Genomic DNA, 22,450 nt, shown 5'->3' with positions numbered 1-22,450 from the left:
CCCGAGCAGGTCGGACGTCGTTCCCCCCGGACGGGCTTCGCGGCAGCGGTGATACACGCTGCGACTACACTCGACCTTTGGCGTTGGCCCAAAGACCTTGAGCACGGACGAGCAGGAGCACGGGAAAGATAGAGATGTCGGCACCCAACAAGTCGTACGACCCGGTCGAGGTCGAGGCCCTCAAGCCCGAGGTGGTGGAGCAGGCGCGGGACGAGGCGGTCGCCGCGTTCGCCGCCGCCGGCTCCCTGGACGAGCTGAAGCAGGCCAAGGTCGCCCACACCGGCGACCGCTCCGCGCTCTCGCTCGCCAATCGCGAGATCGGCGCCCTGCCCCCGCACGCCAAGGCGGCCGCCGGAAAGCTGATCGGTCAGGCCCGCGGGGCCGTCAACAAGGCCCTCGCCCAGCGGCAGGCCGAGCTGGAGGCGGAGCGGGACGCCCGCGTGCTGGTCGAGGAGGCGGTGGACGTCACGCTGCCGTACGACCGCGCCCCGCGCGGCGCCCGGCACCCGCTGACCACCATGGCCGAGCGCATCGAGGACACCTTCGTCGCGATGGGCTACCAGGTCGCGGAGGGCCCCGAGGTCGAGGCCGAGTGGCTCAACTTCGACGCCCTCAACCTGGGCCCGGACCACCCGGCCCGCTCGATGCAGGACACCTTCTGGGTCCAGGCCCCGGACGGCTCCGCCGACTCCGGCGTGGTGCTGCGCACCCAGACCTCCCCGGTCCAGGCCCGCACCATGCTCGACCGCGAGCCCCCGCTCTACGTGGTCTGCCCCGGCCGGGTCTACCGGACGGACGAGCTGGACGCCACCCACACCCCGGTCTTCCGCCAGGTCGAGGGCCTCGCGGTGGACGAGGGCATCACCTTCGCGGACCTCAAGGGCACCATCGAGGTGCTGGTCGAGAAGCTGATCGGCGGCGGCCTGGAGCTGCGCTGGCGCCCGTCGTACTTCCCGTTCACCGAGCCGAGCGCGGAGATCGACCTCCAGTGCTTCGTGTGCCGCGGCGAGAGCGTCGGCAACCCGGACCGCCCCTGCCGTACCTGCTCCTCCGAGGGCTGGATCGAGCTCGGCGGCTGCGGCGTGGTCAACCCGCGGGTGCTGGTCGCCTGCGGTGTCGACCCGAACCGCTACAGCGGGTTCGCCTTCGGCCTGGGCCTGGAGCGGATCCTGATGAATCGTCACAACGTCGCCGACATGCGCGACATGGTCGAGGGTGACGTCCGCTTCACCCTCCCGTTCGGGATGGAGATCTGATGCGCGTCCCGCTTTCCTGGCTGCGCGAGTACGTCGACCTGCCGGCCGGCGAGACCGGCCGTGACGTCGCGGAGCGCCTGGTCCGGGCCGGCCTGGAGGTCGAGACCGTCGAGCAGATCGGCGCGGACTTCAAGGGCCCGCTGGTGGTCGGCGAGGTGCTCTCCATCGAGGAGCTGTCCGGCTTCAAGAAGCCGATCCGGCACTGCTTCGTGAACGTCGGCGACGCCAACGGCACCGGTGACCCGCAGGAGATCGTCTGCGGTGCGACCAACTTCGCCGTCGGCGACAAGGTCGTGGTCGTGCTCCCGGGCGCCGTCCTGCCCGGCCCGTTCCCGATCGCGGCCCGCAAGACCTACGGCCACACCTCGGCCGGCATGATCTGCTCCGCCCGCGAGCTGGGCATGGGCGACGACCACAACGGCATCATCGTGCTCCCGCCGGAGTACGAGCCCGGCACCGACGCCATCGAGCTGCTCCAGCTCGTCGACGAGGTGCTCGACATCGCCGTCACCCCGGACCGCGGCTACTGCCTGTCCATGCGCGGTGTGGCCCGCGAGGCCGCCGCCGCGTACGGGCTGCCGCTGGCCGACCCGGCGCTGCTCGACGTGCCGCCGGCGAATTCCTTCGGCTACCTGGTGAAGGTCAACGACCAGACCGGCTGCGACCGCTTCGTGGCCCGTACGGTCGTCGGCGTCGACCCGAACGCCAAGTCCCCGATCTGGCTGCAGCGCCGGCTCCAGAAGTCGGGCATCCGCCCGATCTCGCTGACCGTCGACATCACCAACTACGTGATGCTGGAGGTCGGCCAGCCGCTGCACGCCTACGACAAGCAGCGCGTGGACGGCCCGATCACGGTCCGCCGGGCGGCGCAGGGCGAGACCCTCACCACCCTCGACGGGGTCGAGCGCAAGCTCTCCGCCGAGGACCTGCTGATCTGCGACAACAGCGGCCCGATCGGCCTGGCCGGCGTGATGGGCGGCGCCTCCACCGAGATCCTCGACCCGGCCGCAGGCCCGGGCACCACCGAGGTGATCATCGAGGCGGCGCACTTCGACGCGGTCGCCATCGCCCGCAGCGCCAAGCGGCACAAGCTGCCCTCCGAGGCGTCCAAGCGCTTCGAGCGCGGCGTCGACCCGGAGGCCACCCGCGCCGCCGCGCAGCGCGCCGTCGACCTGCTGGTCCTGATCGCCGGCGGCACCGCCGAGGCCGGGGTCACCGACATCGCGGCCCCGCACCCGGTGCGGACCATCACCATCGCCGCCGACCTGCCCGACCGGGTGGCCGGCACCGGGTACGGCCGCGAGACCGTCACCCGGCGCCTGCAGGAGATCGGCTGCTCGGTCTCCGGCGCCGACGTCCTGGAGGTCACCCCGCCGACCTGGCGGCCCGACCTCACGGACCCGTACGACCTCGCCGAGGAGGTCATCCGGCTGGAGGGCTACGACAACGTCCCCGCCCGGATGCCGAACGTCCCCCCGGGCAAGGGTCTGACCGAGGCCCAGCGGGTGCACCGTCGGATCGGCGTCGCGCTGGCCGCGGCCGGCTACGTCGAGGTCAACAACTACCCGTTCCTCGGCGAGCCCGCCTTCGAGGCGCTCGGCCTGGAGGCGGACGACCGGCGCCGCCGCACGGTGAAGCTGGTCAACCCGCTGAACGACGAGGAGCCGGCGCTGCGCACCACGCTGCTGCCGGGCCTGCTCGGCGCGCTGCGCCGCAACGTCGGCCGGGGCAACACCGACCTGGCGGTCTTCGAGACCGGCACGGTCTTCCTGCCCAAGGACGAGCTGAGCGTGGCCCCGCGTCCGGCGGTCGACCACCGGCCCAGCGACGAGGAGCTGGCCGCGCTGGACGCCGCGCTGCCGGACCAGCCGCGCCGGATCGCCGTCGCCCTCGCGGGCGAGCGGCTGCCGTCGGGCTGGTGGGGCAAGGGATCCCAGGCCTCCTGGGCGGACGCCGTCGAGGCGGCCCGCACGGTGGCCCGTGCGGCCGGCGTCGAACTGACCGTCCGCCAGGGCCAGTTGGCGCCGTGGCACCCGGGCCGCTGCGCCGAGCTGCTGGTGGCCGGCACCGACCGGGTGGTCGGCCACGCCGGTGAGCTGCACCCGCGGGTGGTCAAGGCGCTCGGGCTGCCGGCCCGTACCGCCGCGATGGAGATCGACATCGACCTGCTGACGGCGGACGGCGCCGAGCGCGTCAACGGCCCGGCGGTCTCCGGCTTCCCGGTGGCCACCCAGGACGTCGCGCTGATCGTCGACACCGCCGTCCCGGCGGCCGAGGTCGAGGCCGCGCTGCGGGCCGGCGCGGGCGAACTGCTGGAGGCCATCCGGCTGTTCGACGTCTTCACCGGCGAGCAGGTCGGCGAGGGCCGGAAGTCGCTGGCGTACGCGCTGCGCTTCCGCGCGGTCGACCGCACGCTGACCGCCGACGAGGCCACCGCCGCCCGTGAGGCGGCCGTCGCCGAGGCCGTCGCCCGCACCGGCGCGGTGCTGCGCGGCGCCTGACGCGGCAGCGCCGAGGAGGGCCCCGCCCCGGACCACGAGTCCGGGGCGGGGCCCTCTCCGTTTCCCCGGTGTTGTCCCGGCCGTTTCCCCGGCTCGACCGGACGGTCGCCCGGGCCTCGCGACCCGGCCGCCGGCCTTCAAGATCTCTTGAAGAGGTTCGGTCAAAACCCTTGCGGGAGCCGGGCCGAGAGCGTTTCCTTTTTCTCGTTAGGAAAGTTTCCTAACCCCACGAGGAATCGGAGCGTCCCATGCGCCCTCAGCCCCGTCGTGCCCTCCGCATCGCCCTCGCCGCCGCCCTGGTGGCCGCGCCGCTGACCGTCGCGGCCACCTCGGCGGCCCAGGCCGCCCCGTCGCCCGCCGCCGCCGTCCAGCTCAAGGGCGTCGGGCTGGACGACCAGCACAAGAAGGACATCGCCATGCAGCTGGTGTCCAGCGCGGAGAACTCGTCGCTGGACTGGAAGGCCCAGTACAAGTACATCGAGGACATCAAGGACGGCCGCGGCTACACCGCCGGCATCATCGGCTTCTGCTCCGGCACCGGTGACATGCTGGACCTGGTCCAGCACTACACCGACCTCAAGCCCGGCAACATCCTGGCCAAGTACCTGCCGGCCCTGAAGAAGGTCAACGGCAGCGAGTCGCACGCCGGGCTGGGCTCCGCGTTCGAGAAGGACTGGGCCACCGCCGCCAAGGACGCCGTCTTCCAGCAGGCCCAGAACGACGAGCGCGACCGGGTGTACTTCAACCCCGCCGTCAACCAGGCCAAGAGCGACGGCCTGCGCGCGCTCGGCCAGTTCGCCTACTACGACGCCATCGTCATGCACGGCCCGGGCAACAGCTCGGACAGCTTCGGCGGCATCCGCGCCGCCGCCCTGAAGAAGGCCAAGACCCCCGCCCAGGGCGGCGACGAGGCCACCTACCTCAAGGCCTTCCTGGACGCCCGCAAGGTGGTCATGAAGAAGGAGGAGGCGCACTCCGACACCAGCCGGGTCGACACCGAGCAGCTGGTCTTCCTCAACGCCAAGAACTTCGACCTCAACCCGCCGCTGAAGTGGAAGGTCTACGGCGACAGCTACGCCATCAACAGCTGACGCCGGCAAGGCGAAAGGGCCCGGCGGCTGGTTCACAGCCGCCGGGCCCCGCCGTTCGCGCGCGCCGGGGTGTCAGGCGCTCGCGGTGTAGTCGTAGAAGCCCCGGCCGGACTTGCGGCCCAGCAGGCCGGCGTCGACCATCCGGGAGAGCAGCGGGGGAGCGGCGTACAGCGGCTCCTTGTACTCGTCGTACATCGACTCGGCGATCGAGACGATGGTGTCCAGGCCGATCAGGTCGCACAGCCGCAGCGGGCCCATCGGGTGGGCGCAGCCGGCCTCCATGCCCTTGTCGATGTCGGAGGCGGTGGCCACGCCGGTCTCGAACATCCGCACCGCGGACAGCAGGTACGGCACCAGCAGCGCGTTGACCACGAAGCCGGCCCGGTCGCGGGCGCGGATCGGCTCCTTGCCGAGCACCTGGGAGGCGAAGGCCTCGACCCGCTCGGTGGTGGTCGCCGAGGTGGTCAGGGTCGGGATGACCTCGACCAGCTTCTGCACCGGCGCCGGGTTGAAGAAGTGCAGGCCGATCACCTGCTCCGGGCGGGTGGTGGCGGCGGCCAGCTTCACGATCGGGATCGAGGAGGTGTTGGAGGCGAGGATCGCGTCGCGGCGCTCGACCACCCGGTCCAGGGTCTCGAAGATCTTGACCTTGACGTCCTCGCGCTCGGCGACGGCCTCGACCACCAGGTCGCGGTCGGCGAAGTCGGACAGCTCGACGGTGAAGGACAGCCGGGCCAGCGCCTCGTCCCGCTGCTCGGGGCTCAGCTTGCCCCGCTTGACCGCCGTCTCCAGGGAGTTGGTCAGCCGGGTGCGGCCGAACTCCAGCGCCTCACCGCTGGCCTCCGACACCAGGACGTCCAGCCCGGCCCGGGCGAAGACCTCGGCGATGCCCGACCCCATCAGACCGCAGCCGATCACTCCGACGCGCGCGATGTCACTCACTCAGTTGCCCTTCGACGGTGCTGGGGGTCGCCCAGCTTCGGGTGGCCCAGCGAGCTGCTGGACGACGGGCCGGTGTGCCGGAATGGGTGCACCGGTCACCGCCCCGACGACGTTACTACTCCGTACCGGCCAGTAGGTCACCCCCTCCCCGGCGTAGTGCCAGGGTCGGGCTTCACCCGAACGAGTGAGGCAGCGGCCCCGGACCCGTGTGCCCGGGGCCCGCTCCGCCCGGCTGCCGACAGAATGCCGCAGACGGGGCCGGGGGCGGACGCGGACAGGGCCGGGGACGTGAAGGGAGCACAGGGTGTCGACGGGATCGCTCGCAGGACAGGTCGCCCTGATCACCGGCGCGGGCCGGGGCATCGGCCGGGAGCTCGCCATCGGCCTGGCCGCCGAGGGGATGTCCGTCGGCCTGGTCGGCCGCACCCACGAGACGCTGACCGACACGCTCAAGGAGTGCGTCAAGCGCGGCTCCCGGGGCGTCGCGGTGACCGCCGACGTCACCCGACCCGGCTCGGTGCGCGAGGCCGTCCGGCTGGTCGAGCGCGACCTCGGGCCGATCGACCTGCTGGTCAACAACGCCGGCCTGGTCGACCGCGCCGAGGTGCCGATCTGGGAGACCGACGCGAACCAGTGGTGGCAGGTGATCGAGACCAACCTGCGCGGCCCCTACAACCTGCTGCGCTGCGTGCTCCCCGGCATGGTCGCCCGCCGGAGCGGCCGGGTGGTCAACCTCAACTCCGGCTTCGCGCTGCGCCCGGACGGCAACTACACCGCGTACGCCACGTCCAAGGGCGCGCTGCTCCAGCTCTCCGACAACATGGCGGACTCGCTCGCCCGCAACGGCGTCGTGGTCCTCGACGTCAGCCCGGGCGCGGTGGCCACCGACATGACCGCCGGGATGCCGATGTTCAAGGAGACGACGACCTGGGGCTCCATCCCGTACATGGTCGCGGTCACCGTGGACGCCGCCCGGGGCCGCTTCGACGGACTGCACGGGCGGTTCATCCACGCCGGCCGGGACGACCTGGAGGAGCTGGTCAACCGGGCGGACGCGATCCGCGCCGCGGACGCCCGTACGCTGCGGCTGCGCCCGTACAAGGACGACGATCCGATGGTCTGACCCGGGGCGTTCCCCGGGGCCCGTCAGACCGGTCCCGGCCGCTCAGGCGCAGAGCTGGCTGGCGGTCACCGGCTTGAGCCCCGCCTTGGCCAGGCCGTCCAGGACACCGGGCATCGCGTCCACCGTGCACTGGTGCCCCATGTGCAGCGCCACCACCGAGCCGCCGCGCACCGAGTTCAGCACCCGGCGCTGCAGCTCGGCCGCCGAGGGGTCGTTGTAGTCGCGCGGGTCGACGTCGAAGGACAGCACGTGCTCGTACCCGACCGCCTTGGCCTGCTCGCGCACCATCGGGGTGGCGTACTGCGCGGCGGAGGGCCGGAACCAGCGGCCGATCGAGCCGGTGAGCCGCTGCAGGCGCTCCGCGCACTGGGCGATCTCGGCGCGCGCCTGGTCCGGTGTCATGGCGGAGATGTTGAGGTGGTTCTGGGTGTGGTTGCCCAGCTCGTGGCCGCCGTCCAGGATCCGCCGGGCCATCTGCGGCTGCTGGTCGAGCCAGCTGCCGACGACCATCACGGTCAGCTTGGCGCCGCGCTGCTCGGCGATCTCCAGCAGGGCGGTGGCCAGCTTCGGGTCGCCGCTGCCGTGGACGGTGAGCGCCACGTTCTTCCCGGTGCGCGGCCCGTACGCGACCTCGACCGGGGTGCCGGGCGCGAGCGGCGGCAGCGCGGGCGGGGCCGGCGGGGCGCTGGGCTGGGCGGCGGCCGCGGCGGCGGTCGGCTCGGCGTCGGGCCGGGGCTCCGCCGGGGCGGTGGGCTCGGGGGAGGCCGGGCCCTCGCCGCCGTTCCAGGCCGGGTCGGTGGTGTGCTGCGGGTCCACCGTGCCGGGGTGCGCGGCGAGCGCCCCCGGGTCGGCCCGGCGGAGCGTGCCGGTGCCGCAGGCAGCCAGCAGCCCCCCGGTGGCGGCGAGGGCGGCGAGTCGGGCGGTGGTGCGCAGCACGCTGCGGCGGTCGGCAGTCATCGGCAGCCAGCATAGAGAGGACGGCTCGGGCGGGCGATCCGGGCCGAGCGTCCGGACCCTTCTTGACGTGCACACACTCCGTCACCGGGTGTTGCGTAAACCTGAACTCCCGCTGTTTCCACGGCGTGTCCTTGGATACGATCACCGCGCACCGCGTGAGGACGGGCGGTGGCCGAACTCTTCCGGCATGGCGCATTGGGGGCGGACAGGATGTACGAGGACAGCGCGGCGACCGGCCGGAGCACGGACACCGAGTGGGACTGGGGCAGGACCGGCGACTGGCAGCCGCCGAGCGAGCTGGACACCGGCGTCCCGCACACCGCCCGGATGTACGACTACTACCTCGGCGGCAAGGACAACTTCGAGGCCGACCGCAAGGCCGCCCAGGCCGCGATAGCCGCCTACCCCGCGCTGCCGTTGCTGGCCCGCACCAACCGGCAGTTCCTCGGCCGCGCCGTGGAGTACGTGGCCGGCCGGGGCGTGCGCCAGTTCGTCGACATCGGCACCGGCATCCCGGCGGTCGGCTCCACCAGCGAGGTCGCCCAGCGGGTCGCCCCGGACGCCCGGGTGGTGTACGTGGACAACGACCCGATCGTCGCCACCCACGCCCGCGCCCTGCTGGCCGGCCACCCCGCCGGGCACACCTCGGTGATCGAGGCCGACCTGCGCGACCCGGCCACGATCCTCGGCCACCCCGGGCTGGCCGGCGCCGTCGACCTCTCCCAGCCGGTCGCGCTGATGCTGGTCGCCGTCCTGCACTTCATCCGCGACGAGGAGGGCGCCCAGCAGATCGTCCGCACCCTGCGCGACGCGCTCGCCCCCGGCAGCGCGCTGATCCTCTCCCACGGCAGCCCCGACTTCGCCTCCCGCGAGAGCGCCGCCGAGGGCACCCGCATCTACCGCAGCGCCAGCGCCCCGCTCGTGCTGCGCCCGCGCTCCGGCGTCGAGCCCTTCTTCGGCGACTTCGACTTCGTCGGCCCCGGGCTCGTCCAGCTCCCGCTCTGGCGCCCCGTCGCGGGCCACGTGCCGACCTCCGAACTCCCCGAGGGCTGGCAGGACGTCTCGGCGTACGCCGGCGTCGCCTTCAAGCGGTAGCCGTCCGCTTGGAACGGCAGCCGTCCGCTTCGAACGGCAGCCGTTCGCGCGCCCGGTCCCGGCGCCTCCCTCCTACGCCGGGACCGGACCGTCGAAGGCTACGGAACCCCACTGACAACCCCTCACCCCCGCGGCTACCCTGCGGCGTGACCACCACCGCCCTGCCGCCGCTGCCCGCCGACGTCGCCGAACTGCTGCGGGCCGTCGACGCCCCGCCCCGCCTGGTCGCCCACCTCGCGCTGGTGCACCGGGTCGCCGAGGAGATCGCCGGGTTCTGCGCTCGCGAAGGCCTGGCCTTCGACCGCACGGCCGTCCTCTACGGCGCCGCCACCCACGACATCGGCAAGACCGTCCACCCCGAGGAGCTCTCCGCCCCCGGCTCCCGGCACGAGCCCGCCGGGCACGCCCTGCTGCTCGCCCACGGCGTCCCCGAGCACCTCGCCCGCTTCGCCCGCACCCACGCGAGCTGGGACGAGCCGGGCACCACCGTCGAGGACCTGCTGGTCGGCCTGGCCGACAAGGCCTGGAAGAACAAGCGGGTCCAGGACCTGGAGGACCTGGTCGTCGACCGCCTCGCCGCCGCCGGCGGGAAGGAGCGCTGGGAGGCCTTCCTCGCCCTGGACGACCTGCTCACCCGGATCGGCGAGGACGCCCCGCGCCGGCTCGCCGTCCAGGCCGCCCACCCGGTACGGACCGGGTGAAAACGGCGCGACAGGCCCGGCCGGCCGGTGTTAGCGTCCGCGGCATGGAACCCCTGAGCGAGAACGAGATCCGCGCGTCCTTCGTCAACTGCTCCAAGGGCGAGGCCCGCCGGCTCCACCTGCCCCGGGGTCTGGCCGAACTGCCCTGGGAGCAGCTGGACTTCCTCGGCTGGCGGGACCAGGGCGCGCCCGACCGGGCGTACCTGGTGGCGCCGTACGAGGGCGAGCCGGTCGGCGTGACGCTGCGCTCCTCGGTGATCCGGCGCAGCCTGACCAAGACCAACGTGTGCTCGCTGTGCATCACCGCGCACGCCGGGTCGGGGGTCGCGCTGCTCGCCGCCCGCCGGGCCGGGGCGGCCGGGCGCGAGGGCAACACGGTCGGCACGTACATCTGCGCCGACCTGGCCTGCTCGCTCTACGTGCGCGGGCTGAAGAAGTCCACGCTGGTCACCCGGCCCGACGAGTCGCTGCCGCTGGAGCTGCAGATCGACCGTACGGTGGGCAACCTCGGCGGCTTCCTCGCCAAGGTGCTCGCCACCGCGGACGTCGCGTAGCGGCTCCGCGCCGCTCAGTGCCCGCGCAGCTGGTCCAGGTCGCGGCGCTCCCGCTTGGTCGGCCGCCCGGCCCCGCGGTCCCGCGTCCCGGCCGCCGCGACGAACTCGCGCGGCGGCCGCGGCGGGCTGTTGTCGACCAGGCACTCCGCCGCGACGACGGCGCCGACCCGCTTGCGGATCAGCTTGCTCACCACCACGACCCGTTCGTGGCCCTCCTCGCGGAGCCGCACCTCGTCCCCGGGCTTCAGCGTCTGGGCGGGCTTGGCCCGCTCGCCGTTCACCCGGACGTGCCCGGCCCGGCAGGCGGCCGCCGCCAGCGCCCGCGTCTTGACCAGCCGGACCGACCAGATCCAGCTGTCCACCCGCACGCTTCCCTCGTGTTCAGCCATCCTGGGAGCCTACCCAAGGACGGCCTGCCCGCCCGCGGGCGGCGCCTCCTGGATCGCCCAGCCGTTCCCGTCCGGGTCGTTGAAGAACAGGAAGTTGTTCCACGCCTCGCCGTGCCCGTCCACCCGGGCCCCGGCCACGAAGTGCTGGACCGGGCTGACCTGCACACCGCGGGCCACCAGTTCGGCGTGCGCCTTCTCGATGTCCGGCACCACCAGCTGGAGTCCCTTGACCGATCCGGGCGGCGAGTCGATCACCCCCTTGCCCACCACGATGGAGCAGGCCGAACCCGGGGGCGTCAACTGGATCACCCGGATCCCGTCCCGCAACAGGGTGTCGTGGTCGACGGTGAACCCGGCCTGCTCCTCGTAGAAGAGCTTCGAGCGGTCCACGTCGGAGACTGGGACCACCACGACTTCGAGTTTCCACTCCATCGCCCTCACCTCTCTCGGCCGGGCCCTTCCAGTATCCGTCCGTAACCGCCCCCGGGACCGTCGGATAGCCTGAGAACACGATGAATCCCCAGACCACGCCCGCCGCGACCCCGCCGGACACCTCCTTCACCACCCCGTGGGGCGCCTTCGCGCTCACCCGCTTCCCCGAGGACCCGCGCGAGCGGCTGCGGGCCTGGGACGCCGCCGACGAGTACCTGCTGCGCCACCTCGCGGGCGAGGCCGACAGCGCGGCCGGCACCGCGACGGAGCTGGCCGGCCGGACGGTCGCCGTCCTCGGCGACCGCTGGGGCGCGCTGACCACCGCGCTCGCCGAGTACCGGCCGGTCCAGATCACCGACTCCCACCTCGGCCGGCAGGCCACCCTGGCCAACCTGGCCCGGGCCGGCGCCGCCGTCGACGAGTCCCGGCTGCTCACCACCCGTGACACCCCGCCGGAGCGGATCGACGTGCTGCTGGTGCGCGTGCCCAAGAGCCTGGCCCTGCTGGAGGACCAGCTGCACCGGCTCGCCCCCGCCGTCCACGAGGGCACCGTGGTGATCGGCACCGGCATGGTCACCGAGATCCACACCTCCACGCTTCGGCTCTTCGAGCGGATCCTCGGCCCGACCCGCACCTCGCTGGCCGCCCGCAAGGCCCGGCTGGTCTTCTGCACCCCGGACCGGGCGCTGGACCCCGGCCCCAACCCGTGGCCGCACCGCTACGCGCTGCCCCAGGACATCGGCCCCGCCTCCGGCCGTACCGTCGTCAACCACGCGGGCACCTTCTGCGCCGACCGGCTCGACATCGGCACCCGCTTCCTCCTCGCCCACCTGCCCGTCCCCGCCCCCGGCGCCCGGGTGGTGGACCTCGGCTGCGGCAACGGCGTGGTCGGCACGGCCGCCGCGCTGGCCGGGCCCGGCGCGGAGCTGGTGTTCGTGGACGAGTCGCACCAGGCGGTGGCCTCCGCCGAGGAGACCTTCCGCGCCAACCTGGGCCCGGACGCCCCGGCCGAGTTCCTGGCCGCCGACGCCCTGGCCCGGGACGTGGTCGCCCCCGGTTCGGTGGACCTGGTGCTCAACAACCCGCCGTTCCACTCCCACCAGGCCACCACCGACGCCACCGCCTGGCGGATGTTCACCGGCGCCAAGCGGGCGCTGCGCCCCGGGGGCGAGCTCTGGGTGGTCGGCAACCGCCACCTCGGCTACCACGTCAAGCTGCGCCGCCTCTTCGGCAACTGCCAACTCGTCGCCGGGAACCCCAAGTTCGTGGTGCTGCGGGCCGTCAAGCGCTGACCCGGGCACCCCGCCCCGGCGGGGGTCCGGCACAACCTCCTTGCATGAATTTTCCGTCACGCGTATATTCATGCCAAGACTAAGGAGGAACGCCATGGCATTGCGAGTCGCCGTCGCCGGCGCGAGCGGTTACGCGGGCGGCGAGGTGCTGCGCCTGCTGCTCGGCCACCCGGAGATGGAGATCGGGGCGCTGACCGGCGGCTCGAACGCGGGCACCAGGCTGGGCCTGCTCCAGCCGCACCTCCGCCCGCTCGCCGACCGCGTCCTCGAAGCCACCACCCCCGAGGTGCTGGCCGACCACGACGTGGTGTTCCTGGCCCTGCCGCACGGTCAGTCCGCCGCCGTCGCCGAGGAGCTCGGCCCGAACGTCCTGGTGATCGACTGCGGCGCCGACTTCCGGCTCAAGGCCGCCGCCGACTGGGAGCAGTTCTACGGCACCGCGCACGCCGGCACCTGGCCCTACGGCCTGCCCGAACTCCCCGGCCACCGCGCCGCGTTGAAGGGCAGCAACCGGATCGCCGTACCCGGCTGCTACCCGACGGCCGTCTCCCTGGCGCTGTTCCCCGCCTACGCCGCGCAGCTCGCCGAACCGGAGGCCGTGGTGGTCGCCGCCTCCGGCACCTCCGGCGCCGGCAAGGCCGCCAAGCCGCACCTGCTGGGCAGCGAGGTGATGGGCAGCGTCAGCCCGTACGGCGTCGGCGGCGTCCACCGGCACACCCCGGAGATGGCGCAGAACCTCTCCCCGGTCGCGGGCGAGCCGGTCACCGTCTCCTTCACCCCCACCCTCGTCCCGATGCCGCGCGGCATCCTCGCCACCTGCTCGGCCAAGGCCAGGCCCGGGGTGACGGCCCGGAGCCTGCGCGCCGCCTACACCGAGGCGTTCGCGGACGAGCCCTTCGTCCACCTGCTGCCCGAGGGGCAGTGGCCGCAGACCAGCAGCGTCTACGGCGCCAACACCGCCCTGGTCCAGGTCGCCCTGGACGCCGCCGCCGGGCGGATCATCGCGATCAGCGCGATCGACAACCTGGTCAAGGGCACCGCCGGCGGCGCGGTGCAGAGCATGAACATCGCCCTGGGCCTGCCCGAGGAGCTCGGCCTGCCCGTGAACGGAGTCGCACCGTGAGCAAGAGCACCAACGTCGGAGTGACCGCCGCCAAGGGCTTCCGGGCCGCCGGTGTGACCGCCGGCATCAAGGCCTCCGGCACCCCCGACCTCGCCCTGGTGGTCAACGACGGCCCCTCGCTCGCCGCGGCCGGCGTCTTCACCGCCAACCGGGTCAAGGCCGCGCCGGTGCTCTGGTCCGAGCAGGTCCTCAAGGGCGGCCAGGTCTCCGCCGTCGTCCTCAACTCCGGTGGCGCCAACGCCTGCACCGGCCCGCTCGGCTTCCAGGACACCCACGCCACCGCGGAGAAGGCCGCCGCGGAGCTGGGCCTCAACGCGGGCGAGGTCGCCGTCGCCTCCACCGGCCTGATCGGCGTCCGGCTGCCGATGGACCTCCTGCTGCCCGGCGTTGCCCTGGCCGCCGGCGCGCTCGGCGAGGACGGCGGCGAGGCCGCCGCGATCGCCATCAAGACCACCGACACCGTGCACAAGACCGCCGAGTACACCAGCCCGGCCGGCTGGACGGTCGGCGGCATGGCCAAGGGCGCGGGCATGCTCGCCCCGAGCCTCGCCACCATGCTGGTCGTCCTCACCACCGACGCCGACCTGGACAGCGCCGCCCTGGACGACGCGCTGCGCGGCGCCACCCGCACCACCTTCGACCGGATCGACTCCGACGGCTGCATGTCGACCAACGACACCGTGCTGCTGCTCGCCTCCGCCGCCTCCGGCACCGTCCCGGACCGGGCCGAGTTCGCCGAGGCCGTCCGCACGGTCAGCGCCGACCTGGCCCGCCAGCTGATCGGCGACGCCGAGGGCGCGAGCAAGGAGATCCGGATCGACGTCACCGGCGCCGCCACCGAGGACGACGCGGTCGAGGTCGCCCGGACGATCAGCCGCAACAACCTGCTCAAGTGCGCCATCCACGGCGAGGACCCCAACTGGGGCCGGGTGCTGGCCGCGATCGGCACCACCTCCGCCGCCTTCGACCCGGACGGGCTGGACGTCGCCATCAACGGCGTCTGGGTCTGCAAGTCCGGCGGCGTCGGCGAGGACCGCGCCCTGGTCGACATGAAGGGCCGCGAGGTCGTCATCACCGCGAACCTCAACGCCGGTACGGCGGGCGCCACGCTGTGGACCAACGACCTGACGGCCGACTACGTCCACGAGAACAGCGCCTACTCGACCTGATCCGCGCCGCTCCACCCGAGCCCGCCTGATCCGCGACATCCCCCCGGCCCGCGGCCGGGGGGACCCCCCCATCGACGAGGGAAACCCGTGCAGATCGCACCCAAGGGCGAACAGGCCCGCAACAACACCGCGTTGCCCAAGGCCATGACGCTGATCGAGGCGCTGCCGTGGCTGGAGCGCTTCCACGGCAAGACCGTCGTGATCAAGTTCGGCGGCAACGCCATGGTGGACGACAGCCTCAAGTCCGCCTTCGCCCAGGACGTCGTCTTCCTGCGCTACGCCGGGCTGCACCCCGTCGTGGTGCACGGCGGCGGCCCCCAGATCAGTGCCCAACTCGACCGGCTGGGCCTGGAGTCGAGCTTCACCAACGGCCTGCGGGTCACCACCCCGGAGACCATGGACGTGGTCCGGATGGTGCTGGCCGGCCAGGTGCAGCGCGAGCTGGTCGGCCTGCTCAACGAGCACGGCCCGTTCGCGGTCGGCATGACCGGCGAGGACGCCCACACCATGACGGCGGTCAAGCGCTACGCCGTGGTGGACGGCGAGCAGGTCGACATCGGCCTGGTCGGCGACATCGTCAACATCGAGGCCGGCGCCGTGAAGGCGATGATCGCCGACGGCCGCATCCCGGTCATCTCCTCGATCGCCCGCGGCACCGACGGCCACGTCTACAACATCAACGCCGACACCGCCGCCTCCGCCCTCGCGGTCGCGCTCGGCGCCGAGATGCTCGTCGTCCTCACCGACGTCGAGGGCCTCTACAAGGACTGGCCGGAATCCGACGACGTGATCAGCCAGCTCAGCGCGAGCGAGCTGGAGGAGCTGCTGCCCGAGCTGGCCAGCGGCATGCTCCCCAAGATGGAGGGCTGCCTGCGGGCCGTCCGCTCCGGCGTGGGCACCGCCCGCGTCCTGGACGGCCGGGTCCAGCACAGCCTGCTGCTGGAGATCTTCACCGACGAGGGCATCGGCACGATGGTCGTGCCGGACGACGAAACGACCGTGACCGGGGGACTGGCATGAGCGGCACGACTGGCACCGACAGCACGACCGGCGCGACGGGTACGACCCACAACGAGCAGCTCGCCGAGCGCTGGCAGCACGCCTTCACCGACAACTACGGCACCCCCCGCATCCCGCTGGTGCGCGGCGAGGGCAGCAAGCTCTGGGACGCCGACGGCAAGGAGTACACCGACCTGCTCGGCGGCATCGCCGTCAACGCCCTCGGCACCGCCCACCCGGCCGTCGTCGAGGCGGTGAGCCGGCAGATCGCCACCCTGGGCCACGTCTCCAACCTCTTCATGGCCGAGCCCACCATCGCGCTCGCCGAGCGGCTGCTGGAGCTGGACGGCCGCCCGGGCGGCCGGGTGTTCTTCTGCAACTCCGGTGCCGAGGCCAACGAGGCCGCCTTCAAGATCAGCCGGCGGACCGGCCGCACCCACCTGGTCGCCCTCCAGGGCGCGTTCCACGGCCGGACCATGGGCGCCCTCGCGCTCACCGGCCAGCCCGCCAAGCAGGACCCGTTCCGCCCGCTGCCCGGCGACGTCACCCACGTCCCGCTCGGCGACGTCGAGGCGCTGCGCGCGGCCGTCACCACCGAGACGGCCGCCGTCTTCCTGGAGCCCGTCCAGGGCGAGAACGGCGCGATCCCGCTGCCCGAGGGCTACCTGAAGGCGGCCCGCGAGATCACCCGGGCCACCGGCACCCTGCTGGTGCTGGACGAGATCCAGACCGGCGTCGGACGCACCGGCCACTGGTTCGCCCACCAGGCGGACGAGGGCGTGGAGCCGGACGTGGTCACCCTGGCCAAGGCGCTCGGCGGCGGCCTGCCGATGGGCGCGGTGCTGGCCTTCGGGCCGGCCGCCGAGCTGCTCACTCCGGGCCAGCACGGCACCACCTTCGGCGGCAACCCGGTGGCCGCCGCGGCCGGGCTCGCGGTGCTGGACACCATCGAGTCCGAGGGCCTGCTGGAGCACGTCCGCAAGCTCGGCGAGCGGCTGCGGCAGGGCGTCGAGGCGCTCGGCGACCCGCTGGTCTCGCACGTGCGCGGGGCGGGCCTGCTGCTCGGCATCGTGCTCACCGAGCCGGTCTCGGCGCAGGTCCAGGCCGCCGCGCAGGAGGCGGGCTTCCTGGTCAACGCGGCCGTCCCGGACGCCGTCCGGCTGGCCCCGCCGCTGGTGCTGACCGAGCAGGAGGCGGACGCCTTCCTGGCCGCGCTGCCGGGCATCCTCCGGACGGTGCGCGAGGGCGCCCCGGCCGATGCGAATTGACCGTCGTCCGGGAGAATAATCACATGACCGCTTCCCACTCCGGCCCGTCCGCCGCAGGCCCGACGCCGCAGGTCCCGCAGACCCGCACCGCGCGCCACCGGCGGATCGTGGACCTGCTCACCCGCCAGCCCGTGCGTTCGCAGAGCCAGCTCGCCAAGCTGCTCGCCGACGACGGACTCGTGGTCACCCAGGCCACCCTCTCCCGGGACCTGGACGAGCTGGGCGCGGTCAAGATCCGCAACCGGGACGGCGCGCTGATCTACGCCGTCCCGGCCGAGGGCGGCGACCGCACGCCGCGCGCGCCGATGGGCGAGTCGGCCAGCGAGGGCCGGATGGCCCGGCTGGCCGGCGAGCTCATGGTCTCCGCGACGGCCTCCGGCAACCTGGTGGTGCTGCGCACCCCGCCGGGCGCCGCCCAGTTCCTGGCCTCGGCGATCGACCAGGCCGAGGTGTTCGAGATCATCGGCACCATCGCCGGCGACGACACCGTCCTGCTGATCAGCCGGGACCCGGCCGGCGGGCAGGCGCTCGCCGACCACCTCATGCAACTCGCCCAGGCGAAGGCGCAGTAGCACCTCGAACGCGCGAAACCCCGGCCGACGGAGACCGTCCGGCCGGGGTTTTGTGTTTCATACGGCGTCGTGCATACTTATGCCACCCACTGCACATGCATGAAGGAGCCACCGCGATGACCGCCGAGCAGTCCTCCGACGTCCGCCTCTGGGGTGCGCGCTTCGCCGACGGCCCGTCCGAGGCGCTGGCCAGGCTCTCGGCCTCGGTCCACTTCGACTGGCGCCTCGCGCCGTACGACATCGCCGGCTCCAAGGCCCACGCCCGGGTCCTGCACAAGGCCGGCCTGCTCTCCGACGAGGAGCTGGCCGGCATGCTGGCCGGCCTGGACGAGCTGCTCGCCGACGTCGAGGCGGGCACCTTCACCGGCACCGTCGCCGACGAGGACGTGCACACCGCCCTGGAACGCGGCCTGCTGGAGCGCCTCGGCCCCGACCTCGGCGGCAAGCTGCGGGCCGGACGCTCGCGCAACGACCAGATCGCCACCCTGTTCCGGATGTACCTGCGGGACCACGCGAAGACCATCGGCGGCCTGCTGCTCGACCTCCAGCAGGCCCTGGTCGGCCTCGCCGAGGCGCACCCGGACACCGCGATGCCCGGCCGCACCCACCTCCAGCACGCCCAGCCGGTGCTCTTCGCCCACCACGTCCTCGCGCACGTGCAGGCCCTCGGCCGGGACGCCGAGCGGCTGCGCCAGTGGGACGCCCGCACCGCCGTCTCGCCGTACGGCTCCGGCGCGCTGGCCGGCTCCTCGCTCGGCCTCGACCCGCAGGCCGTCGCCGCCGACCTCGGCTTCGAGGGCGGCTCGGTCGGCAACTCCATCGACGGCACCGCCTCGCGCGACTTCGTCGCCGAGTTCGCCTTCGTGACCGCGATGATCGGCATCAACCTCTCCCGGATCGCGGAGGAGGTGATCATCTGGAACACCAAGGAGTTCGGCTTCATCACGCTGCACGACGCCTTCTCCACCGGCTCCTCGATCATGCCGCAGAAGAAGAACCCGGACATCGCCGAGCTCGCCCGGGGCAAGTCCGGCCGGCTGATCGGCAACCTGACCGGCCTGCTGGCCACCCTCAAGGCGTTGCCGCTCGCCTACAACCGGGACCTCCAGGAGGACAAGGAGCCGGTCTTCGACTCCTGCGACACGCTGGAGGTGCTGCTGCCCGCGTTCACCGGGATGATGGCCACCCTCACCGTGCACCGGGAGCGGCTGGAGGAGCTGGCCCCGGCCGGCTTCTCGCTCGCCACCGACATCGCCGAGTGGCTGGTCAAGCAGGGCGTGCCGTTCCGGGTCGCGCACGAGGTGGCCGGCGCCTGCGTCAAGGTCTGCGAGGCCGAGGGCATCGAGCTGTCCGACCTGACGGACGAGCAGTTCGCCGCGATCTCCGGGCACCTGACGCCCGAGGTGCGCTCGGTGCTCAGCGTCCACGGCGCCATCGCCTCCCGCGACGGGCGCGGCGGAACGGCCCCCTCGGCGGTCGCGGTCCAGCTCGCCGAGGTGAAGGCGGACCTGGCGCGGCAGCAGGAGTGGGCGCGGGGCTGATCCCGGACGGCGGGGCCGGTCCCGGACGAGGGGCCGAGCCTCCGCGACGGGGCCGATCCCCGGCGCGACGGGGGAGGGGCGCGGCGGTCCGACCGGCGCGCCCCTCCCGCGTCCGTGCCCCGGCCCGGGCGTAACCGGCCCCGCCCCGGGCCGTCATGCACGGTGTGTGCACCGCCCTCCCCTTCGCCCCCTCCGCCGAGGACGTCTACCTCGACGAGTGTCGCCGCCGCGCGGTCCGCGAGACCGTCGCCGCCCTGCCCGGCCGCTGTCCGCAGCTGATGGCCGCGCTCGCCGAGGATCCGCCGCCCACCTACCGTGAGCTCTCCGAGCGGCTCGGCATGCCGCGCGGCTCGATCGGCCCCACCCGCTCCCGCTGCCTGGCCTGCCTGCGGATGCTGCTCCACACCGAGCGCTACCCCTGAGCGCAAGCCCGTGCGACCGAGCGGAACGTGTGCGGCACGGGAGGTGACCCTCCTCACGTCCGCCCCCGCGAAGGTTGAGGGAAGCTGACACCCGGGTAGAGCGCTGGCGAACGCAGCCCTTGACGGTGGCGCGATCACTCGGATACTGAGCGTGAGCGCGCCTACCCTCCGCGCGCCGCGCACGACGACTGGGGAGGCCCCTCCACATGGGCATGAGCGTGATCATCTCGGCCGCGGAGGCCGAGGACGCGGAGCAGATCCTCAAGCTCCAGTACCTCGGCTACCAGCCCGAGGCCGAGCTGTACGGCGACTGGGCGATCGAGCCCCTGACACAGAGCCTGGAGAGCCTGCGCGCCGAACTGTCCGAGCAGCACTTCCTGGTCGCCCGGCTGGGCGACGAGGTGGTCGGCACCGTCCGCGGCCACGTCGGCGCCGACGGCGTCGGCCGGATAGGGCGCCTGGTGGTCCATCCGCGGATGCAGCGCCACGGCCTCGGCGGCCGCCTGCTGGACGCGCTGGAGCGCCGCCTGGCCCAGGACGGCCGGGTGAGCGCCTACCGGCTGTTCACCGGCCACCGCAGCCTGGGCAACCTGCGGCTGTACGCTCGGCAGGGGTACCGTCAGACCCGGGTCGAGCAGGTCAGCACCCGGCTGAGCTTCGTCCACCTGGAGAAGGCGGCCGCCGAGCCGCTCGCCGCGACGGCCTGAGCCCGCCGCCCCCGCGCTCTCCCGGCGCCGCCACCATCCGGACCACCGGTGGCGGCGCCGAGCCGTATCCGCGCTGGTCAACGGTGGTGAGTGTCCGCAATGCGGACAGCTTCGGGAAACAATTGGGCAGGAATCAACCCATCTGTTTTACTGGCTCACATGACTGCGACGACGAACTGGACCCCCACCGGCACCCTGCCGGCAGGTGAGCGTGCCATGTGTCGTCGAATGTGTCACTGCTGAGGGCCACCGCCCCCGGCGCCCCGCTGAGGGCGCCTCCTCCTCGCGCCCCGAAGCGAGACTCCGGCGCCGCTCCCGCCCGTGCGAGCGCGCCCCTCCTCCCGGCCCCCTCCCTTTGCCGTGCCCGCCGACCCGCGGGCCCGGGTGACTCGTTAGGGCCACGCCGTCGCGCGGCCCGGCCGTCCAGCGGCCACGATCAAGGGGCGGCAGGTCCGGACCCTCCCGGCGCAGCGCCGTAACGCCGCCGCCGGCCGCAAGCCGGTCGGGCGGTCGGACCACGCCGCCCGCCCCCGACCCACGGAAAGCCGCTGTGATCACCACCACGGACCTGACGAAGGTCTACCGTTCCCGAGGCCGCGAGGTGACCGCCCTCGCCGGTGTCGACCTGCACGTCCGCCCGGGCGAGGTCTACGGAGTCGTCGGCACCAGCGGTGCCGGCAAGTCCACCCTCATCCGCTGCGTGAACATGCTGGAGCGCCCGACCTCCGGCACGGTCACCGTGGACGGGGTCGAGCTGACCGCGCTGTCCGGCGGCGAGAACCGGGCCGGCCGCGAACTGCGCGAGGCCCGCCGCCGGATCGGCATGGTCTTCCAGCACTTCAACCTGCTCTCCTCGCGGACGGTGCAGCAGAACGTCGAGCTCCCGTTGGAGATCGTCGGCCTGGACCGCACCGAGCGCCGCCGCAAGGCCGCCGAGCTGCTGGAGCTGGTCGGCCTCGGCGACAAGGCCCGCAGCTACCCCAACCAGCTCTCCGGCGGCCAGAAGCAGCGCGTCGGCATCGCCCGCGCACTGGCCGGCGACCCGAAGGTGCTGCTCTCCGACGAGGCCACCTCGGCGCTCGACCCGGAGACCACCCGCTCGATCCTCAAGCTGCTGCGCGACCTCAACCAGCAGCTGGGCCTCACCGTCCTGCTGATCACCCACGAGATGGACGTCATCAAGTCCGTCTGCGACTCCGCCGCCCTGATGCGCGGCGGCCGGGTGGTGGAGTCCGGCGAGCTGACCGACCTGCTGGCCAAGCCCGGCTCGGAGCTGGCCCGCGAGCTGTTCCCGCTCAGCGAGTTCGGCACCGGCCACCCCGGCTCGACCGTGCTGGAGATCACCTTCCAGGGCGACAGCTCGGCCCAGCCGTTCGTCTCCCAGCTCGCCCGCACGTACCAGATCGACATCAACATCCTCGGCGCCGCGGTGGAGACCATCGCCGGCCGGATGGTCGGCCGGATGCGGGTCGAGCTGCCGGGCGGCCACCAGGACAACGTGGTGCCGATCGGCTACCTGCGCGAGCAGGGCCTGCAGGTGGACGTGCTCGGTACGGCGAACGGAGCGGTGGCATGACCTGGGACCAGATGTGGGAGCTGATGTGGCCCGCCACCCAGGAGACCTTCCAGATGGTCGGGGTGTCCGCGCTCGTCACCGTGCTGCTCGGCCTGCCGCTGGGCGTGCTCCTGGTGCTCACCGACAAGGGCGGCCTGCTGGCCAACCGGGCCGTCAACAAGGCCATCGGCTTCGTCGTGAACATCGCCCGTTCGGTGCCGTTCATCATCCTGATGATCGCGCTGATCTCCTTCACCCGCTGGCTGGTCGGCACCTCCATCGGCTGGCAGGCGGCGACCGTGCCGCTGACCATCGGCGCCATCCCGTTCTTCGCCCGCCTGGTCGAGACCTCCGTCCGCGAGGTCGACAAGGGGCTGGTCGAGGCGGTCCAGTCGATGGGCGGCAGCACCTGGACGATCGTCCGCAAGACCCTGCTGCCCGAGGCCCTGCCCGGCATCGTGGCCTCGGTCACCACCACGGTCATCACCCTGGTCAGTTACTCCGCGATGGCCGGCACCGTCGGCGGCGGCGGCCTCGGCACCCTCGCCGTCAACTACGGCTACCAGCGCTTCGAGACCGCCTTCATGTGGGTCATCGTGGCCGAGCTGGTGATCATCGTCACCGCCGTCCAGCTGATCGGGGACTTCGCCGTCCGGCGGCTCTCCCACCGCGGCCGCACCGGCGGCCGGACGCGGCTGCTCGGCCGCACCCCGGCGGCTCCCGACAAGGACCTCGCCGCCTCCTAGACCTCCCTCGTCCGA

General features: G+C 73.1%; 22 protein-coding genes. 18 read left to right on the top strand and 4 right to left on the bottom strand.

The genetic code is table 11. The features are described from left to right. Nucleotides 1-134: 134 nt before the first annotated feature. The 3 genes from pheS (at nucleotide 135) to ACFVXH_RS40585 (ending at nucleotide 4,848) form a co-directional block, all read left to right on the top strand. Entirely contained in the window at nucleotides 135-1,256 is a 1,122-nt protein-coding gene (gene pheS / locus ACFVXH_RS40595) for a phenylalanine--tRNA ligase subunit alpha (protein ID WP_049649868.1), read from the top strand. Next, nucleotides 1,256-3,757: a phenylalanine--tRNA ligase subunit beta gene (gene pheT / locus ACFVXH_RS40590; RefSeq protein WP_380741460.1), complete on the top strand. Its 2,502-nt coding sequence runs from the start codon at nucleotides 1,256-1,258 to the stop codon at nucleotides 3,755-3,757. Before pheS ends, pheT begins: the two co-directional genes overlap by 1 nt. 248 nt (nucleotides 3,758-4,005) lie before the next feature. Continuing rightward, on the top strand, nucleotides 4,006-4,848 hold the full coding sequence (locus ACFVXH_RS40585; RefSeq protein ID WP_387831180.1) for a chitosanase: 843 nt from the start codon (nucleotides 4,006-4,008) through the stop codon (nucleotides 4,846-4,848). 72 nt (nucleotides 4,849-4,920) lie between these two features. Here the strand turns inward: ACFVXH_RS40585 and ACFVXH_RS40580 are convergent, their stop codons facing one another. Further along, entirely contained in the window at nucleotides 4,921-5,790 is an 870-nt protein-coding gene (locus tag ACFVXH_RS40580) for a 3-hydroxybutyryl-CoA dehydrogenase (protein ID WP_049649865.1), read from the bottom strand. A 304-nt stretch (nucleotides 5,791-6,094) separates the two neighbouring features. Here ACFVXH_RS40580 and ACFVXH_RS40575 point away from each other — a divergent pair, with 304 nt between their 5' ends. Next, nucleotides 6,095-6,913, top strand: a complete 819-nt coding sequence (locus ACFVXH_RS40575) for an SDR family NAD(P)-dependent oxidoreductase (protein WP_074002350.1) — start codon at nucleotides 6,095-6,097, stop codon at nucleotides 6,911-6,913. A gap of 42 nt (nucleotides 6,914-6,955) precedes the next feature. Here the strand turns inward: ACFVXH_RS40575 and ACFVXH_RS40570 are convergent, their stop codons facing one another. Then, nucleotides 6,956-7,870, bottom strand: coding sequence for a polysaccharide deacetylase family protein (locus tag ACFVXH_RS40570; RefSeq protein WP_380779388.1), 915 nt, complete (start codon nucleotides 7,868-7,870; stop codon nucleotides 6,956-6,958). Nucleotides 7,871-8,080: 210 nt separating this feature from the next. Between ACFVXH_RS40570 and ACFVXH_RS40565 the strand changes: the two genes are divergently transcribed. The 3 genes from ACFVXH_RS40565 (at nucleotide 8,081) to ACFVXH_RS40555 (ending at nucleotide 10,220) form a co-directional block, all read left to right on the top strand. After that, nucleotides 8,081-8,965, top strand: coding sequence for an SAM-dependent methyltransferase (locus ACFVXH_RS40565; protein ID WP_079272094.1), 885 nt, complete (start codon nucleotides 8,081-8,083; stop codon nucleotides 8,963-8,965). A 146-nt stretch (nucleotides 8,966-9,111) separates the two neighbouring features. Further along, nucleotides 9,112-9,666, top strand: coding sequence for a phosphohydrolase (locus tag ACFVXH_RS40560; RefSeq protein WP_387831179.1), 555 nt, complete (start codon nucleotides 9,112-9,114; stop codon nucleotides 9,664-9,666). A gap of 44 nt (nucleotides 9,667-9,710) precedes the next feature. Next, entirely contained in the window at nucleotides 9,711-10,220 is a 510-nt protein-coding gene (locus tag ACFVXH_RS40555; RefSeq protein WP_049652075.1) for an FBP domain-containing protein, read from the top strand. A gap of 14 nt (nucleotides 10,221-10,234) precedes the next feature. On the opposite strand, the gene ACFVXH_RS40550 is transcribed toward ACFVXH_RS40555, so the two are convergent. Both ACFVXH_RS40550 and ACFVXH_RS40545 read right to left on the bottom strand, forming a co-directional pair. After that, nucleotides 10,235-10,609, bottom strand: coding sequence for an RNA-binding S4 domain-containing protein (locus ACFVXH_RS40550; protein WP_074002351.1), 375 nt, complete (start codon nucleotides 10,607-10,609; stop codon nucleotides 10,235-10,237). 9 nt (nucleotides 10,610-10,618) lie between these two features. After that, nucleotides 10,619-11,041, bottom strand: coding sequence for a VOC family protein (locus ACFVXH_RS40545; protein ID WP_074002352.1), 423 nt, complete (start codon nucleotides 11,039-11,041; stop codon nucleotides 10,619-10,621). Nucleotides 11,042-11,121: 80 nt separating this feature from the next. Between ACFVXH_RS40545 and ACFVXH_RS40540 the strand changes: the two genes are divergently transcribed. The 11 genes from ACFVXH_RS40540 to ACFVXH_RS40490 all read left to right on the top strand — a co-directional run bounded on the left by ACFVXH_RS40540 (nucleotide 11,122) and on the right by ACFVXH_RS40490 (nucleotide 22,435). After that, nucleotides 11,122-12,333: a methyltransferase gene (locus ACFVXH_RS40540; RefSeq protein WP_387831178.1), complete on the top strand. Its 1,212-nt coding sequence runs from the start codon at nucleotides 11,122-11,124 to the stop codon at nucleotides 12,331-12,333. Between the two features lie 94 nt (nucleotides 12,334-12,427). Continuing rightward, nucleotides 12,428-13,456, top strand: a complete 1,029-nt coding sequence (argC, locus tag ACFVXH_RS40535) for an N-acetyl-gamma-glutamyl-phosphate reductase (RefSeq protein WP_049652071.1) — start codon at nucleotides 12,428-12,430, stop codon at nucleotides 13,454-13,456. After that, on the top strand, nucleotides 13,453-14,625 hold the full coding sequence (gene argJ / locus ACFVXH_RS40530) for a bifunctional glutamate N-acetyltransferase/amino-acid acetyltransferase ArgJ (protein WP_387831177.1): 1,173 nt from the start codon (nucleotides 13,453-13,455) through the stop codon (nucleotides 14,623-14,625). Before argC ends, argJ begins: the two co-directional genes overlap by 4 nt. Before the next feature lie 144 nt (nucleotides 14,626-14,769). Beyond that, on the top strand, nucleotides 14,770-15,645 hold the full coding sequence (gene argB, locus ACFVXH_RS40525; protein ID WP_049652078.1) for an acetylglutamate kinase: 876 nt from the start codon (nucleotides 14,770-14,772) through the stop codon (nucleotides 15,643-15,645). Continuing rightward, nucleotides 15,642-16,892, top strand: coding sequence for an acetylornithine transaminase (locus tag ACFVXH_RS40520; protein ID WP_387831176.1), 1,251 nt, complete (start codon nucleotides 15,642-15,644; stop codon nucleotides 16,890-16,892). The genes argB and ACFVXH_RS40520 overlap by 4 nt, the downstream gene beginning before the upstream one ends. A gap of 23 nt (nucleotides 16,893-16,915) precedes the next feature. Further along, nucleotides 16,916-17,464 carry an arginine repressor gene (locus tag ACFVXH_RS40515; protein ID WP_049652068.1) on the top strand — a complete coding sequence of 183 codons (549 nt, stop codon included), beginning with the start codon at nucleotides 16,916-16,918 and terminating at the stop codon, nucleotides 17,462-17,464. 116 nt (nucleotides 17,465-17,580) lie between these two features. Beyond that, complete coding sequence (gene argH / locus ACFVXH_RS40510) at nucleotides 17,581-19,005, top strand: argininosuccinate lyase (RefSeq protein WP_387831175.1); 1,425 nt, start codon at nucleotides 17,581-17,583, stop codon at nucleotides 19,003-19,005. Nucleotides 19,006-19,169: 164 nt separating this feature from the next. Then, complete coding sequence (locus ACFVXH_RS40505; protein WP_053112078.1) at nucleotides 19,170-19,427, top strand: sigma-70 family RNA polymerase sigma factor; 258 nt, start codon at nucleotides 19,170-19,172, stop codon at nucleotides 19,425-19,427. A 206-nt stretch (nucleotides 19,428-19,633) separates the two neighbouring features. After that, nucleotides 19,634-20,134 (top strand): GNAT family N-acetyltransferase, encoded by a 501-nt coding sequence (locus ACFVXH_RS40500; protein ID WP_049652066.1) that lies wholly within the window; start codon nucleotides 19,634-19,636, stop codon nucleotides 20,132-20,134. A 550-nt stretch (nucleotides 20,135-20,684) separates the two neighbouring features. Then, entirely contained in the window at nucleotides 20,685-21,710 is a 1,026-nt protein-coding gene (locus tag ACFVXH_RS40495) for a methionine ABC transporter ATP-binding protein (RefSeq protein ID WP_049652065.1), read from the top strand. Beyond that, the gene (locus ACFVXH_RS40490; protein WP_049652064.1) at nucleotides 21,707-22,435 is read left to right on the top strand and encodes a methionine ABC transporter permease; all 729 of its coding nucleotides are present in this window, start codon (nucleotides 21,707-21,709) and stop codon (nucleotides 22,433-22,435) included. Before ACFVXH_RS40495 ends, ACFVXH_RS40490 begins: the two co-directional genes overlap by 4 nt. Nucleotides 22,436-22,450: the final 15 nt, after the last annotated feature.

Origin of the sequence: Kitasatospora sp. NPDC058184 (assembly GCF_042883725.1) — a bacterium.
Classification (GTDB): Bacteria; Actinomycetota; Actinomycetes; order Streptomycetales; family Streptomycetaceae; genus Kitasatospora.
Note: the sequence above shows the minus strand (reverse complement) of the source record. Positions and strands in the feature narration are given on the sequence as shown.

What these genes read in the sequence shown, in the direction of transcription:
- ACFVXH_RS40540 (WP_387831178.1), top strand. Translation starts at nt 11,122, where the DNA reads ATGAATCCCCAGACCACGCCCGCCGCGACCCCGCCGGACACCTCCTTC.
- ACFVXH_RS40500 (WP_049652066.1), top strand. Translation starts at nt 19,634, where the DNA reads ATGGGCATGAGCGTGATCATCTCGGCCGCGGAGGCCGAGGACGCGGAG.
- ACFVXH_RS40550 (WP_074002351.1), bottom strand. Translation starts at nt 10,609, where the DNA reads ATGGCTGAACACGAGGGAAGCGTGCGGGTGGACAGCTGGATCTGGTCG.
- argC (WP_049652071.1), top strand. Translation starts at nt 12,428, where the DNA reads ATGGCATTGCGAGTCGCCGTCGCCGGCGCGAGCGGTTACGCGGGCGGC.
- pheT (WP_380741460.1), top strand. Translation starts at nt 1,256, where the DNA reads ATGCGCGTCCCGCTTTCCTGGCTGCGCGAGTACGTCGACCTGCCGGCC.
- argB (WP_049652078.1), top strand. Translation starts at nt 14,770, where the DNA reads ATGACGCTGATCGAGGCGCTGCCGTGGCTGGAGCGCTTCCACGGCAAG.
- ACFVXH_RS40570 (WP_380779388.1), bottom strand. Translation starts at nt 7,870, where the DNA reads ATGACTGCCGACCGCCGCAGCGTGCTGCGCACCACCGCCCGACTCGCC.
- argH (WP_387831175.1), top strand. Translation starts at nt 17,581, where the DNA reads ATGACCGCCGAGCAGTCCTCCGACGTCCGCCTCTGGGGTGCGCGCTTC.
- ACFVXH_RS40585 (WP_387831180.1), top strand. Translation starts at nt 4,006, where the DNA reads ATGCGCCCTCAGCCCCGTCGTGCCCTCCGCATCGCCCTCGCCGCCGCC.
- ACFVXH_RS40490 (WP_049652064.1), top strand. Translation starts at nt 21,707, where the DNA reads ATGACCTGGGACCAGATGTGGGAGCTGATGTGGCCCGCCACCCAGGAG.
- ACFVXH_RS40555 (WP_049652075.1), top strand. Translation starts at nt 9,711, where the DNA reads ATGGAACCCCTGAGCGAGAACGAGATCCGCGCGTCCTTCGTCAACTGC.
- pheS (WP_049649868.1), top strand. Translation starts at nt 135, where the DNA reads ATGTCGGCACCCAACAAGTCGTACGACCCGGTCGAGGTCGAGGCCCTC.
- ACFVXH_RS40565 (WP_079272094.1), top strand. Translation starts at nt 8,081, where the DNA reads ATGTACGAGGACAGCGCGGCGACCGGCCGGAGCACGGACACCGAGTGG.
- ACFVXH_RS40545 (WP_074002352.1), bottom strand. Translation starts at nt 11,041, where the DNA reads ATGGAGTGGAAACTCGAAGTCGTGGTGGTCCCAGTCTCCGACGTGGAC.
- ACFVXH_RS40520 (WP_387831176.1), top strand. Translation starts at nt 15,642, where the DNA reads ATGAGCGGCACGACTGGCACCGACAGCACGACCGGCGCGACGGGTACG.
- ACFVXH_RS40515 (WP_049652068.1), top strand. Translation starts at nt 16,916, where the DNA reads ATGACCGCTTCCCACTCCGGCCCGTCCGCCGCAGGCCCGACGCCGCAG.